Consider the following 13,412-nt stretch of genomic DNA (forward strand, 5'->3'; position numbering starts at 1 on the left):
CGGGGCCCCCCAACGAAACCAACCCCACACCCACAAAGGTCGTATCGGACTGCCGCCACACTGTTGGGGCGCCCCGGTCCCCCGGGCCCCCCCTCCTTGCGCTTCTCGTCAGGCGGCCGTCAGGCCGACTTCTCCTGCGGGCCCTGGTCCTTCGGGACGATGCGGGGGACCAGCGTCGGGTTCACGTTCGAGCGGACGACGTCCGCGGTGATGACCACGCGGGCCACGTCCTTGCGGGACGGGACCTCGTACATCACCGACATGAGGACCTCTTCCATGATGGCGCGCAGCCCTCGCGCGCCCGTCTGGCGGAGGATCGCCTGGTCCGCGATGGCCTCCAGCGCCTCGCGCTCGAAGTCCAGCTCGACGCCGTCGAGTTCGAAGAGGCGCTGGTACTGCTTCACCAGCGCGTTCCGCGGCTCCACCAGGATCTGCAGCAGCGCCTCGCGGTCCAGATTGTGCACCGAGGTGAGGACGGGGAGACGGCCGATGAACTCGGGGATCATCCCGAACTTCACCAGGTCCTCCGGCATGACCTCCTGGAACTGGTCGCTCGCCTCGATCTCGCGCTTCGAGCGGATCGTCGCCCCGAAGCCGATGCCCTTGGCGCCGGCCCGCGACTCGATGATCTTCTCCAGGCCCGCGAAGGCACCGCCCACGATGAACAGCACGTTCGTCGTGTCGATCTGGATGAACTCCTGGTGCGGGTGCTTGCGGCCGCCCTGCGGCGGGACCGACGCCGTCGTGCCCTCCAGGATCTTCAGCAGGGCCTGCTGCACGCCCTCGCCGCTCACGTCGCGCGTGATCGACGGGTTCTCGCTCTTGCGGGCGACCTTGTCGATCTCGTCGATGTAGATGATCCCGGTCTCGGCCTTCTTGACGTCGTAGTCGGCCGCCTGGATCAGCTTGAGCAGGATGTTCTCGACGTCCTCGCCCACGTACCCGGCCTCCGTCAGCGCCGTCGCGTCGGCGATGGCGAACGGGACGTTGAGCATGCGCGCGAGGGTCTGGGCCAGCAGCGTCTTGCCGGAGCCCGTCGGGCCCAGCAGCAGGATGTTGGACTTCGCGAGCTCGATCGCGTCGTCCCGGCCCTGCGCCCCGCCGTTCTCACCGGCCTGGACGCGCTTGTAGTGGTTGTACACCGCCACCGAGAGGGCCTTCTTCGCCGGCTCCTGGCCGACGACGTAGCTCTCCAGGAACTCGTAGATCTCACGAGGCTTGGGGAGTTCCTCCCACCGGACCTCGGAGGTCTCCGCGAGCTCCTCCTCGATGATCTCGTTGCAGAGGTCGATGCACTCGTCGCAGATGTACACACCGGGTCCTGCGATGAGCTTCTTCACCTGCTTCTGGCTCTTTCCGCAGAACGAGCACTTGAGCAGGTCGCCGCCGTCACCGATGCGTGCCACGAGGTGCTTCCCCTTCGCCTGGGAGACGCCTGGTTCAGCGCTCCTGGTGCCTCATATCCGACGGTACCTTGCCGGGGGCCCCGTACGGGGCCCCCTTGACGTGGTTCACATCGCCGAATGTGACGACGTGCCCACGCCAACTGACGGCAAGGATCAGTGGGAGTTCTTGCGGGTCGAGACGATCTGGTCGATCAGGCCGTACGCGAGCGCGTCCTCGGCCGTCAGGATCTTGTCGCGCTCGATGTCCTCGCGGATCTTCTCGATCGGCGTGGTCGAGTGCTTGGCCAGCATGGTCTCCAGCTGGTCACGCATGCGCAGGATCTCCCTGGCCGCGATCTCCAGGTCGGAGAGCTGCTCGCGGCCGGTGCCGCCGGACGGCTGGTGGATCAGCACGCGGGCGTTCGGCAGTGCCATGCGCTTGCCGGGGGTGCCGGCGGCCAGCAGGACGGCGGCGGCGGAGGCCGCCTGGCCCATGCAGACCGTCTGGATGTCCGGCTTCACGAACTGCATCGTGTCGTAGATGGCCGTCAGCGCGGTGAAGGAGCCGCCGGGGCTGTTGATGTAGATCGAGATGTCGCGGTCCGGGTCCATCGACTCCAGGCACAGCAGCTGCGCCATGACGTCGTTGGCGGAGGCGTCGTCGATCTGCACGCCGAGGAAGATCACGCGCTCCTCGAAGAGCTTCGCGTACGGGTCGTACTCGCGCACGCCCTGCGAGGTGCGCTCGACGAAGCGCGGGACGACGTAGCGGTTGTCCACCGGCATGCCGGTGTGGAGGCCGCTCGCGGGAGAGAGGTTGTTCATGTGCATCTGGGTGTTCACCATCCTGGTGGCGTTCTGCGGGCTGGGGCTTGCCGGGTGCGGGCGGGCGTACGGGGCCTCGTACGAGGTCCCGCGCGCCGGGGCCGGGATCAGGCCCCGGTGCCGCCGCCGCCCGGGACCAGCGACGCGGCGGAGATGATCTCGTCGATGAGGCCGTACTCCTTGGCCTCCTCCGCGGTGAACCAGCGGTCGCGGTCGCCGTCGCGGATGATCGCCTCCACGGTCTGGCCGGAGTGGTGGGCGGTGATCTCGGCCATGCGCTGCTTCGTGCGCAGCAGGTACTCGGCCTGGATCTTGATGTCCGAGGCGGTGCCGCCGATGCCGGCGGAGCCCTGGTGCATCAGGATGTCCGTGTTCGGGAGCGCGAAGCGCTTGCCCTGGGCACCGCCGGTGAGCAGGAACTGGCCCATGGAGGCCGCCATGCCCATGCCGATGGTGACGACGTCGTTCGGGATGTACTGCATGGTGTCGTAGACCGCCATGCCCGCCGTCACCGAGCCGCCGGGGCTGTTGATGTACAGGTAGATGTCCTTCTCCGGCTCCGCGGCCAGGAGGAGGAGCTGCGCCGTGATCTTGTTCGCGATGTCGTCGTCGACCTGCTGGCCGAGGAAGATGATGCGCTCGCCGAGCAGCCGGTTGTAGACATGGTCGCCGAGGCCGCCACCGATGGACGGCTCACCCGCGGCGTAAGGCTTCAGATTCGTCACGTATCCACCTGCTCGTCTCCGACGGCCACTTGCCGTCTCAGCGTCTCGTTCTGGGGCGCGGACCGGCCGGGGCGGCGGTGGCCGCCGGCGTCCGAGTACTCCCGTGCCCCCGTATTCATGGACCCTAACGCGCAGGTCGGACAACGCCATCCCGCTTCCGGAACTGTTCGCTCGGAGCGCAAGGTCCGCGGGGGCTCCGAGACGGCGGGAAGGCCCGTACACGCGGCTGTGTACGGGCCTTCCCGATGCTGCTCAGCGGGCGTCGCGCAGGGCGGCGCCCAGGGTGTTACTTGGCCTCGCCGGCGTCACCCTCGACAGCGGCCTCGACGGTCTCGGCGGCCGTCTCGACCTCGTCCTCGTCGTCGGAGAGGTCCACGACCTCACCGTTGGTGTCGACGACCTTGGCGGCCTCGACGACGACCGCGAGGGCCTTGCCGCGGGCGACCTCGCCGACGAGCATCGGCACCTGGCCACCCTCGACGACGGCCTGGGCGAACTGGTCGGGGGACATGCCGGAGGAGGCAGCGCGGCGCATGAGGTGCTCGGTGAGCTCCTCCTGGTCGACGCCCAGCTTCTCCTTGTTGACGAGCGCGTCCAGGACGAACTGGGTCTTGATGCCCTTGACCGCCTGGTCCTTGGTCTCGGCGTCGAACTCCTCGACCGTCTTGCCCTGGAACTCCAGGTACTTCTCGATGGTCAGACCCATCTGGCCGAGCTGGTGGTGCTCCAGGTTGTGCTTGCGGGTGTTGACCTCGTCCTCGAGCAGCTTCTCGGGGATCGGCACCTCGACGAGCTCCAGCAGCTTCTCCAGGACGCGCTCCTGGGCCTGCGTGGCCTGGTCGTACTGCTTCATGTTCTCGAGGCGCTTGCGGCTGTCCGCCTTGAGGTCCTCGAGGGTGTCGAACTCGCTCGCCATCTGCGCGAACTCGTCGTCCAGCTCCGGGAGCTCCTTGGCGGAGACCTTGGTGACCTTGACGGTGACCTCGGCGTCCTTGCCCTCGGCGGAGCCGCCCTTCAGCTGGGAGGTGAAGGTGACCTCGCCACCGGCCTCCAGGCCCTTGACGGCCTCGTCGATGCCGTCGAGGAGCTCGCCCGAGCCGATGGTGTACGAGACGTCGGAGGCGACGCCGTCGGGCAGCACCTCGCCGTCGACCTTGGCCTCCAGGTCGATGGTGACGACGTCACCCTCGGCGGCGGCGCGCTCGACGTCGTTCGTGGACGCGAAGCGGCCGCGCAGCTGCTCGACCGACTTGTCGACGTCCTCGTCGGAAACCTCGACCGCGTCGACCTCGACCTCGATGCCGGAGTAGTCCGGGATCTCGATCTCGGGGCGGACGTCCACCTCGGCGGTGAAGGCCAGCAGCTCGCCGTCCTTCAGCTCCGTGATGTCGACCTCGGGCTGGCCCAGCGGGTTCAGGTCGGCCTCGTTGACCGCCTCGGTGTAGAACTTCGGGAGGGCGTCGTTGACGGCCTCCTCCAGCACCGCACCGCGGCCGAAGCGCTGGTCGATGACCCGGGCGGGGATCTTGCCCTTACGGAAGCCCTTCACCGTGACCTGCTGGTTGATCTTCTTGTACGCCGCGTCGAGGCTGTCCTTGAGCTCCTCGAAGGGCACCTCAACAGTGAGCCGAACCCGAGTCGGGTTCAGGGTCTCCACGGCGCTCTTCACGGTTCGGTCTCCTTGTGGCTGACTGCTTGGGGTTCTGCGTCCACGCTGCGATTCAGCGGTTCGGCGGATTCGGCCCGGTACATCAGACACACGGGCACGCAGCTTGCATAGTAACCGCAAGCGGCAATCAGCCCACAACGCGATCTTGTGATGGCGGTGGTGGTGGTCGGGGTGGCCGGATTCGAACCGACGACCTTCCGCTCCCAAAGCGGACGCGCTACCAAGCTGCGCCACACCCCGTCGGTGCGACACGTAGGGTACATGGCCGGAGACCCTCTGATGCGCGGGGTTTTGAGCGAACGATTCCGGACGCCGCCCCGCGCCCCGCCAATGGGGTGTGCACTCCCCCGGCCCGACCCGCTAGGATGCTGTCCGTGCCGCGGTCCCCCGGACCTGCGGCGCACGCGTTGCGGGCGTAGCTCAATGGTAGAGCCCTAGTCTTCCAAACTAGCTACGCGGGTTCGATTCCCGTCGCCCGCTCTGAAGCACGAAGGGCCAGGTCAGAGGATGTTTCCTCCGCCTGGCCCTTAGTCGTTCCGGGAGCGGCGCGGGGCTCAGTAGTGGACCGAGGCGCAGGTGACCGTGGTCTTGCCGTCGGCCGTCTTGACCACGTACTTCGCTCCGGTCAGGCCGCCGAGGTCGAACCTGCCCGACTTGTCGATGGGGACCGAGCCCGAGCTGGAGCCGGAGTAGGTCACCGTCGTGCCGGCGGGGAATCCCTCACCCCACACGTGGTACTTGCCGGCTGAATCCGCCTCGACGTTGCACTTCGCGGCCGCGGGGGCGGCGGTGGTCGAGGCGTGTGCGGCGACGGCGGGGCCAGCGCGAGGGCGGGGGCCACCACGAGCGTGAGTGCTGCAAGACGACGTGTCCGGTTCATCATGCGACCTGCCTTGGAAGATGACGGTGCGGCCGGTGAGGCGTCACGGCTCCGATACGCGCCTTATATCGTATCGTCCGGTTTGTCCCGCGGCATCTCGCGGATGGTCTTGACGGCACCGGGGGCAGGTTGTGTACTCCCCGCATGTCGGGGGCGGGCGGGGCTCGGGAGTACGTCGAGACGCGGCTGGGGCAGTACCAGGCGTGGTACGACCGCAAGGCCGTGCGGAGCAAGGCCGTCCATTTACGGATGCGGACCCTGTCGGTCGTCGGCGGCGCGCTCGTGCCGGTGCTGGTCAACCTCGACGTGCCGTTCGCCCGGATCACCGCCACCGCGCTCAGCCTGCTCGTGGTCGTCTCCGTGTCCCTCGAAAGCGTGTACCGGTTCCGGGAGCAGTGGAAGAACTACCGGTCGACCGAGCAGCTGCTGGGCCACGAGCGGATCTACTTCGAGACCGGGGTCGGCCCGTACGCCGGACTGTCCGAGACCGACGCGTTCACGCTGCTCGTGTCCCGGGTGGAGAGGGCGATCGCCAACGAGAATTCGGCCACCCTCAACGTCATGACGCTGGGCGGCCAGGTGAACGCGGACCTGGAGTGCCGACGGGCGGCCGGCACTCCCTGAGCACGGACCCTAGAGCTTGATTCCCGCGATGGTGTCCGCGAGGGAGTTGAGGAAGCGGTTGACGTCCGGCGCGATGGAGCTGGACGCCAGGAAGAAGCCGAAGAGGACCGCGACGGCGGCGGGGCCGGCCTTGATGTGGTTGCCGCGGATCAGCACCACCAGGATGACCGCCAACAGAACCACCACTGACAGCGAAATGGCCACTACTGATCACACCTTCGGTCGTCCCCTGGTCGGCCCGGGGCGCACGGCCACGCGCACCCCCACATGGACCATCCTCCCACCAACGGGCCCCGGCTATCCGTCCCGTGGCGAATCGGCGTCGGCTCTTTCCCGCCAACCGGCCATGCGCCGGGCATATTTCGGACGTGGGGCCTGGGTCAGGGCGCGGTGAGGCCGAGGAGGGAGCGGACATACGCGTACTTCACGGACAGCCGGTCCCGGGTGGGGCCGTCCAGTACGGAGAGCCTCACGGGGTCCGCGTTGTGCGCCAGATCGGCCTCCTTGACCAGGAGCGCGCCCGGGGTGGCGAGGATCCGGGCCGCATACTCCTCCACCGGCTCGCCGGCGCGCTTGGTGACCGCCAGCACCATGTCCTTGACCGGCTGGGGCAGGGCGGCGGAATCCAGCCACTCCCGGCTCAGCGCGTCGTCCTCGACGGCGTCGTGCAGCCAGGCCGCCGCCTGCTGCTCCGCGCTGCCGCCGCGGACGCGGACTCCCTCGGCGACCGCAGCGAGGTGCTCGGCGTACGGCCGGCCGGCCTTGTCGGTCTGGCCCTCGTGCGCGGAGCGCGCCAGTGCCTCGACCTCCATCAGGGTCAGCGGTTGCTGCTGCCTTTGTGTCATGCCGTCCCCTTCACCGCCGTACGGAGGGCCTGCGCGGCCCGGCGTACATCCGCCTGCGTCGTACGCCAGTTGGAGAACGCCGCGCGCAGGGCGGGGGTTCCCGCGTAGACGGTCGGGGTGACGAAGACCTCGCCCTGCGCCGCCTCGCGCAGGGCCGCCACGCGGGCCGCGGTGGGGTCCTCGGCGAGGGTGAAGCAGACGACGTTGAGGCGGACCGGGGCGAGGAGGCGGAAGGCCGGGTCCTGCTCCAGCGCGGCGCCGAAGGCCCGGGCGCAGGCGATGTCGCGCTCGACGATCTCCCGGTGGCCCGCTCGGCCGTACGCGCGCAGCGTGAACCAGGCGGCGAGGGCGCGCAGCCGGTGCGAGTTCTCGGGGGTGAGGTGGACGAGGTCGGGGCGCTCGCCCAGGGGGCCGAGGTAGGCGGCGGCGTTCTGGAAGACGCGGGCCTGCAGGTCTTGGCGGCGGGTGAACTGGACGGCGCTGTCGTAGGGGACGTTCAGCCACTTGTGCAGGTCGACGCAGACGGAGTCGGAGGCGTCGAGGCCGTCGGCGAGGTGGGCGTGTTCCGGGGAGAGCGCGGCGAAGGCGCCGAAGGCGGCGTCGGTGTGGAGCCAGAACGCGTGGCGTTCGCGGAGGGCGGCGATGGCGCGGAGGTCGTCGAAGTCCACGGTGTTGACGGTGCCCGCGTTGGCGACGACCACGGCGGGGCCGGGGGTGTCGGCGAGAGCGCGGTCGAGGGCGGCGGGGTCGACGGCCTCCCGGCCGGGGAGGGTGGGGACGGCGACGAGCGAGCTGCGGCCGAGGCCGAGCACGGAGAGGGCCTTGGCGATGGAGGAATGCGGGGCTCCGGAGAGGACGCGAACCGGGCCGAGCGCCGCCGCGCCGTCCTCGGAAGGGGAGACGCCGAGGCGCTCGCCGAGCCACTCGCGGGCGATGGCGAGGCCGGTGGTGTTGGACATGATGGCGCCGCTGACGAAGGTTCCGGTGTGCGCGTCGGTGAGGCCGAAGAGGTCACGGAGCCAGCCGATGGTCTCGCGTTCGGGGTCCTGGCCGGCGCCGTCCAGGGCGGAGTTGGAGTTCTGGTCGTGGACGGCGGTCAGCCAGTCGCCCGCGAGGGCGGCGGGGGTCGCGCCACCGGTGACGAAGCCGAGGTAGCGGGGGCCGGCGGAGGCGGACAGCCGGGGCGCCCAGCGCTCCGCGAAGGCGGTGAGGGCCGATTCCGTGCCGGAGGCGTGCTCCGGCAGGGGCTCGGGGGCGCGCGGGGGTCCGGTGGGCGGTACGACGGGACGGGCGTCCAGGGCTTCGAGGGCGTCGGCGGCGGTGCGGTGGGTGGCCTCCAGGAGCTCGGGGAGGCGGGCGAGGTCGGTGGCGAGCGTGCGGTCCATGGGGGCACGGTAGGGACCCGCCGGGCCCGGCGGACCGGCCAATCGGGGGTGATTGGCCCGGCTTCCCGGCTTCCCGGCTTCCCGGCCGTGCGGAGCTCCGCCCGCGCCCGGCACCCGGCACCCCTCGCCTCGGACGCCGGCGGGGCCGGAGTGCAGCGGCGCCGGGCTCCTGGTGCTCCGCCCCGGACCCCGCGCCTCGAACGCCGGCGGGGCTGGAACGGGCGAGGCCGCCGGCCCTCGGGACGGGCAGGAGAGGAGTTGGGCGGCGTAGGCCGGGCGTCGGCCCGTACGGAGCGGGCGGCGGGACGGCCGGCGCGCAGCGCGGACCGGGCATCGGCCCGGCAGGACGGCCGTTGGCCGGCGTAGGCCCTGCGCCGGTCGGGCTCTGTGGGAGGGAGTTGGGCGGCGTAGGGTCGGGGCATGACTCGGTGGGTGGTGGGGGTTGCCGGAGCGGTGGTCGTGGCGGGAGCCGTGGCGGGGTGTGATGTGCCGCCGGCGCCCCCTGCCGCGCCCGGGCCCAGTGTGCCGAGGCCGCCCGCGCCGCCCGCGCCCACCGTCGCGGCCTCCCCTCCCGCGGCCGCGGCGCCCGCGTGCCCGGAGGGTGGGGTGCGGCTGCTCGAAGGGCCCGGGGACGCCGCCATGGGGCTGCGCGTCGCCGACGTCCAGCTGGTCAACTGCGGTACGCAGCCGTACGTACTCGAGGGCTATCCGGAGATCCGGCTGCTGGACAGGAAGCGGGCACCGGTCGAGGTGACCGTCGTCCATGGAGCGGACGGGATCACCAGCGCGCCGACCGGCGTGGAAGGCGTCCCGCAGAAGCTGGAGCTCCGGCCCGGCCAGGCCGCCTCCCTCGCCATGGTGTGGCGGAACCTGGTGACCGACCCCACGGTGCCGGCAGCCGAGGGATGGGTGCTGGACGTGACCCCGCGGCCCGGTGCGCCCCGGGTGGAGCTGGAGCTCCGCCACTCCGTCGACCTCGGGAACACCGGGATTCGGGATCAGCCCCTGGAAGGCGGCGCCCCGGTAGTCCTCTGGATCGACGGCCCCTTCGGGGGCGGGAAGACGCAGACCGCGTACGCGTTGCACCGGCGGCTGCGCGGCAGCGTCGTGTGCGATCCGGAGCACGTCGGGTTCGGGCTGCACCGCATGATGCCGCCGGTGCTGCGCGGGGACTTCCAGGACCTGTCGGCGTGGCGGCAGGGCGTGTTCGAGGTGCTGGAGCCGGCCACGGAACGGCACGCGGGGCCCGTCCTGGTGCCGATGACGGTGACCGAGCCGCGGTACTTCGCCGAGCCGGTGGCCCGCTGCGCGCAGCGGGCCACGATGTACGGCACTTCGCGCTGCCGGCCGAGCGGGGACCGTACTGCGCAGGCTCGCTGAGCGCGGGCGCGGGCTCGGGCTCGGGCTGAAGCGGGAGGGCTTCGCGGTGGCCCGGCTCGACGGATGTCTGGAGGCGCTGCGCGGACCGGAGTTCGCCGACCACCTGGTCACCGACCACCTCACGGTGTCCCAGGTGGCGGGCCGGATCGCGGCCATGACGGGGCTGCGGGCCGCCCCGGACACCGACGGCCCGCTCCGCGCGAGGCTGCGGCGCGCGCTCGTCGGTGTCCGGCACATCAGGTTCGACTGAGCCGTGTCCTTCGGATCAGGGCGGATCAGCCCGGGGTGTCCGCTGCCGTGCATCGCAAGGCCGAGGAGGGAGCCGACATGGTGTGTCGGCGACCGACGAGAACTCAGCGAGGCGCGGCACCGGCCGCCCCGGGCCCGCCCTGACCCGGAGAGGCACGGCCTAGCCGGAACGGCCACCCCGGCGCAGGCTCCAGCGGGCCGGGAGGGTCGTGGCCGCCAGGCCCAGGGCGAGGGCCGCCGCCGCGAAGGAGGCGTACAGCACCGGCGGGATGTGCGGGGGCGCGCCGGTCAGTGCCTTGGCCAGCGGGAACAGCGTGGCCAGGGCGATCGCGGTGCCCAGCGTGACGCCCGCGCCGCCGATCAGGAGCGCCTCCCAGCGAAGCATCCGCAGCACCTGGCGCCGGGTCGAGCCGACCAGCCGCAGCATCCGCAGTTCGCCGCGGCGGTCGAGGACGGTCATCACCAGGGTGTTGGCGGCGGCCACGGCCGCGAAGCCGCCGAGGAGGGCCGCCATGACGGTGTTGGCCCAGGCGTTGACCTCGCGTTCCGTGTTCCGGGCGGTGGTCCAGTCCGAGCCGGACACCGCGCCCCCCAGGCCCGCCGGGACCGGTCCCCGGATCAGCAGCTCGGTGGGCCGCCCCGCCGTGGTGTGGCCGGTGAGGTCGGCGGCCGGGAGGGTGACCTGGCCGAGGCCGAGGCCCCGGGTGTAGACGGCCACGATCTCGGGGTTCGCCGGGGTCCCGTCGGGGAGGCGCAGTTCGACGCGGTCGCCGACCCCGAGGCGGGCGGACTCCGCGAGGCTGCGGTCCACGGCGACCGTGCCCGGGCGCAGCGCCGCGAGGCTGCCCTCGCGTACGCCCAGGTCCTGGACGGTGGTGACGTCGCCGGCGACGCCCTGTGCCGAGACGGACTGGAGGCGCTGCTCGGCGCCCTTGCCGAGCAGCGCGAGGACGGAGGTGCGGGTGAGCGCGACTCCCCCGCGCGCGTCGCTCGGCGGGTCGGTGATCACGTGGTCGGCGAGCAGTCCGGCCTCCTGTTGCTGCCGGGTGGCCTGTTCCTCGCTGGTGTGCAGGAAGACCAGGGTCGAGGAGAAGGCCATGGCGAGCACGATCGGGGTGATCGCGGAGGCGAGCCGGCGGGCGTGGGCCCGGGAGTTGGCGGCGGCGAGCGAGCCGGACGCCCCGCCGGCGCGCAGCGGGAGGCCGAGTACGGCGGCGCAGGCGCGGGCGATCAGCGGGCCGAGCAGGGCCACGGCCAGCATGAAGAGCATGACCACGCCGAGCGCGGCGTTGGCGGCGTCCTCCCCGCCGGAGGTGGCGGCCAGGCCCGCGCAGGCAACCCCGCCGGCCAGGGCGGCGATGCCCAGGGGCGTACGGATCCACCCAGGCCCGAGGCGTTCCACGGCGGCCGCGGCCAGCGCCTGGCCGGGCCGGATCCGGGCGGGCCGGCGGGCTGCGGCCCAGCCCGCGAGCAGCGCGGTGACGAGGCCGGTGCCGGCGGCCGAGACGAGCGGGATCCAGGAGACGGCGAGCTCGACGCCGTCCGGGATCGCGCCCTTGGCCTGGAGCTGCCCGAACCACCAGGCGGCGAGGCCGATGCCGGGTACGCAGCCCAGCACACCCGCGGCGGGCGCGACGAGCAGGGCTTCGGTGGCGACGATGCGGCGGATCTGCCGCGGGGTGGCTCCGACGGCGCGCAGCAGGGCGAACTCGCGGGAGCGCTGCCCGACGGAGAGCGCGACCGTACCGGCGGCGGTGAAGACGGCGACGAGGGTGGCGGTGCCCCCGAAGGAGCCGCCGATGCCCATCAGCAGTTCCTTGGCCCCCGCGACCCCCGGGTCCACGGCGCGGGCGGCGCCGGTCAGCACCTGGGCGCTGCCGCCGACGGCGGCGCGCACCGCCTCCGGGTCGGCGTCGAACAGGACGACGGCGTCGAGCGCGCCGGGGTGTCCGGACAGGGCGCGGGCCTCGGCGTCGGAGAACCGGACTCCGGTGCCGTCGGTTCGGCCCACGACCCGGAATTCCCGCTTCCCGACCGGGGTGTCGAGCGCCACCCGGTCCCCCGCGAGCCCCGTGCCCGTACCCAGGACGACCTCCCCCGGAGTCCCCGGGGCCCGGCCGGCCGTGAGGGCCGCACCCGTGAAGGCCGACGCGCCCCAGCCCGAGGCCTCCACGGAGCCCGTGTCCGCCCGTACGGGGAACACCACGTCGGGGACGGCCCGGCCGAGCGGGGCGAGGCGGTCCAGCAGGGCGGCGTCGACCCTGGCCCGCTCCGGGACCGGTACCGCGTCCTCGTAGGTGCCTTCGCCGGTGCCCGCCTGCCGGCGGATGTGCTGGTCGGCGGCGACGACCACGGGCGCCTGGGCGTACCGGGTCGGCGCGACGCCCGCCCGGGCTCCGCTCTCCAGCAGGATCCCGCAGGCGGAGACGATGGCGACGGTCATGAGCAGGGCGACGAAGGTGCCGGCGAAGGCGGCGGGGCGAAACCGCACGGCCGCCCGGGCCAGGCCGTTGGGGTGAAACGGCATCAGGCGGCCGCTCCCGCGTACGCGGGGGCGGTGAGGGCGGTCATCCGGGCGGCGACGGTCGCGGCGGAGCTCTGCGGCAGCCGGTCGGCGATCAGTCCGTCGGCGAGGAAGAGCACCTGGTCGGCGGCGGCCGCGGCGGCCGGGTCGTGGGTGACCATGACGATGGTGGCGCCGAGTGAGTCCACGGCGGACCGCAGCAGTCCGAGGACCTCGGCGGCTGTGGTGGTGTCGAGGGCGCCGGTCGGTTCGTCTGCGAAGACCACGTCGGGCCGGGTGACCAGGGCCCGTGCGATGGCGACGCGCTGCTGCTGGCCGCCGGAGAGTTCGGCGGGGCGGCGCCGGCCCTTGCCTTCGAGTCCGACGCGGGCGAGCAGGTCGGCCGCCCGGTCCCGGCCCTGCCGCGAGGACCCGCCGCCGGCGAGCCGCATCGGGAGCAGGACGTTCTGCTCCACGGTGAGGGAGGGAAGCAGGTTGAAGGCCTGGAAGACGAAGCCGAGGCGGCTGCGGCGCAGCTTGGTGAGCTCGTTCTCGTTCATGCCGGTGATCTCGGTGCCGCCGAGGCGGACGGAGCCCGCGGTGGGGACGTCCAGTCCGGCCGCGCACTGGAGGAAGGTGGACTTGCCGGAGCCCGAGGGGCCCATGACGGCGGTGAAGCTGCCGCGCGGCAGGCTGATGTCGATCCCGCGCAGCGCGTGCACGGTGGCGGCGCCCCGGCCGTACTCGCGCCGTACGCCGCTCAGCTCGACGGCCGCCGTGCCCTCGGTCCGGCTCGTGCCCTCGTACGCCGTCCGGCCCGTGCCCTCGTACGCCGCCTGCGCGGTGCTGCCGTACGTCTCCCGCCCGGCGCCCTCGTACGCCGCCTGCGCGCTCTCGCGCCGCCGCCTGCTCCGCCGGAGCCCCATGGTGTGCCGCCTTCCG

11 protein-coding genes, 2 tRNA genes and 2 pseudogenes are annotated in these 13,412 nt (G+C 72.3%); 4 read left to right on the forward strand and 11 right to left on the reverse strand.

The genetic code is table 11. The features are described 5' to 3' along the window. Positions 1–119: 119 nt before the first annotated feature. From clpX to ACFXGI_RS36760, 5 genes are all read right to left on the reverse strand, one after another. Entirely contained in the window at positions 120–1,406 is a 1,287-nt protein-coding gene (gene clpX, locus ACFXGI_RS36740) for an ATP-dependent Clp protease ATP-binding subunit ClpX (RefSeq protein ID WP_384716783.1), read from the reverse strand. Between the two features lie 153 nt (positions 1,407–1,559). Beyond that, positions 1,560–2,231 (reverse strand): ATP-dependent Clp protease proteolytic subunit, encoded by a 672-nt coding sequence (locus ACFXGI_RS36745; protein ID WP_030862325.1) that lies wholly within the window; start codon positions 2,229–2,231, stop codon positions 1,560–1,562. Between the two features lie 86 nt (positions 2,232–2,317). Then, on the reverse strand, positions 2,318–2,935 hold the full coding sequence (locus ACFXGI_RS36750) for an ATP-dependent Clp protease proteolytic subunit (RefSeq protein WP_030862323.1): 618 nt from the start codon (positions 2,933–2,935) through the stop codon (positions 2,318–2,320). Between the two features lie 286 nt (positions 2,936–3,221). Further along, positions 3,222–4,604 (reverse strand): trigger factor, encoded by a 1,383-nt coding sequence (gene tig, locus ACFXGI_RS36755; RefSeq protein WP_384716787.1) that lies wholly within the window; start codon positions 4,602–4,604, stop codon positions 3,222–3,224. Between the two features lie 163 nt (positions 4,605–4,767). Beyond that, positions 4,768–4,844, reverse strand: a tRNA-Pro gene (locus ACFXGI_RS36760). 169 nt (positions 4,845–5,013) lie between these two features. Here ACFXGI_RS36760 and ACFXGI_RS36765 point away from each other — a divergent pair. Further along, positions 5,014–5,084, forward strand: a tRNA-Gly gene (locus tag ACFXGI_RS36765). Between the two features lie 74 nt (positions 5,085–5,158). Here the strand turns inward: ACFXGI_RS36765 and ACFXGI_RS36770 are convergent. After that, positions 5,159–5,302, reverse strand: coding sequence for a hypothetical protein (locus ACFXGI_RS36770; protein ID WP_384716790.1), 144 nt, complete (start codon positions 5,300–5,302; stop codon positions 5,159–5,161). 326 nt (positions 5,303–5,628) lie between these two features. On the opposite strand from ACFXGI_RS36770, the gene ACFXGI_RS36775 reads away from it, so the two are divergent. Continuing rightward, positions 5,629–6,108, forward strand: coding sequence for a DUF4231 domain-containing protein (locus ACFXGI_RS36775; RefSeq protein WP_384716793.1), 480 nt, complete (start codon positions 5,629–5,631; stop codon positions 6,106–6,108). Positions 6,109–6,117: 9 nt separating this feature from the next. On the opposite strand, the gene ACFXGI_RS36780 is transcribed toward ACFXGI_RS36775, so the two are convergent. The 3 genes from ACFXGI_RS36780 to ACFXGI_RS36790 all read right to left on the reverse strand — a co-directional run bounded on the left by ACFXGI_RS36780 (position 6,118) and on the right by ACFXGI_RS36790 (position 8,338). Continuing rightward, a complete protein-coding gene (locus tag ACFXGI_RS36780) occupies positions 6,118–6,312 on the reverse strand; it encodes a hypothetical protein (RefSeq protein WP_384716796.1) in 195 nt (64 codons plus the stop codon). 176 nt (positions 6,313–6,488) lie between these two features. Further along, the gene (locus ACFXGI_RS36785; RefSeq protein ID WP_384716799.1) at positions 6,489–6,953 is read right to left on the reverse strand and encodes an HD domain-containing protein; all 465 of its coding nucleotides are present in this window, start codon (positions 6,951–6,953) and stop codon (positions 6,489–6,491) included. Further along, positions 6,950–8,338: a pyridoxal phosphate-dependent decarboxylase family protein gene (locus ACFXGI_RS36790; RefSeq protein WP_384716802.1), complete on the reverse strand. Its 1,389-nt coding sequence runs from the start codon at positions 8,336–8,338 to the stop codon at positions 6,950–6,952. Before ACFXGI_RS36790 ends, ACFXGI_RS36785 begins: the two co-directional genes overlap by 4 nt. A 420-nt stretch (positions 8,339–8,758) precedes the next feature. Between ACFXGI_RS36790 and ACFXGI_RS36795 the strand changes: the two are divergent. Both ACFXGI_RS36795 and ACFXGI_RS36800 read left to right on the forward strand, forming a co-directional pair. Then, positions 8,759–9,313: pseudogene (locus ACFXGI_RS36795) on the forward strand (DUF4232 domain-containing protein); the annotation flags it as partial. 30 nt (positions 9,314–9,343) lie between these two features. After that, a pseudogene (locus tag ACFXGI_RS36800) lies at positions 9,344–9,968 on the forward strand (AAA family ATPase). A 159-nt stretch (positions 9,969–10,127) separates the two neighbouring features. On the opposite strand, the gene ACFXGI_RS36805 reads toward ACFXGI_RS36800, so the two are convergent. Together ACFXGI_RS36805 and ACFXGI_RS36810 are read right to left on the reverse strand one after the other, a co-directional pair. After that, positions 10,128–12,494: an FtsX-like permease family protein gene (locus ACFXGI_RS36805; RefSeq protein ID WP_384716805.1), complete on the reverse strand. Its 2,367-nt coding sequence runs from the start codon at positions 12,492–12,494 to the stop codon at positions 10,128–10,130. Beyond that, positions 12,494–13,396, reverse strand: a complete 903-nt coding sequence (locus ACFXGI_RS36810) for an ABC transporter ATP-binding protein (protein WP_384716840.1) — start codon at positions 13,394–13,396, stop codon at positions 12,494–12,496. Before ACFXGI_RS36810 ends, ACFXGI_RS36805 begins: the two co-directional genes overlap by 1 nt. Between the last annotated feature and the right edge of the window lie 16 nt (positions 13,397–13,412).

It is taken from the genome of Streptomyces sp. NPDC059355 (assembly GCF_042752335.1).
In the GTDB taxonomy this organism is placed as follows: domain Bacteria; phylum Actinomycetota; class Actinomycetes; order Streptomycetales; family Streptomycetaceae; genus Streptomyces.

Bases quoted from the DNA above. Each gene is read 5' to 3' on its own strand.
- ACFXGI_RS36805 (WP_384716805.1), bottom strand. From the start codon at position 12,494: ATGCCGTTTCACCCCAACGGCCTGGCCCGGGCGGCCGTGCGGTTTCGC.
- ACFXGI_RS36775 (WP_384716793.1), top strand. From the start codon at position 5,629: ATGTCGGGGGCGGGCGGGGCTCGGGAGTACGTCGAGACGCGGCTGGGG.
- ACFXGI_RS36785 (WP_384716799.1), bottom strand. From the start codon at position 6,953: ATGACACAAAGGCAGCAGCAACCGCTGACCCTGATGGAGGTCGAGGCA.
- ACFXGI_RS36745 (WP_030862325.1), bottom strand. From the start codon at position 2,231: ATGGTGAACACCCAGATGCACATGAACAACCTCTCTCCCGCGAGCGGC.
- ACFXGI_RS36790 (WP_384716802.1), bottom strand. From the start codon at position 8,338: ATGGACCGCACGCTCGCCACCGACCTCGCCCGCCTCCCCGAGCTCCTG.
- ACFXGI_RS36810 (WP_384716840.1), bottom strand. From the start codon at position 13,396: ATGGGGCTCCGGCGGAGCAGGCGGCGGCGCGAGAGCGCGCAGGCGGCG.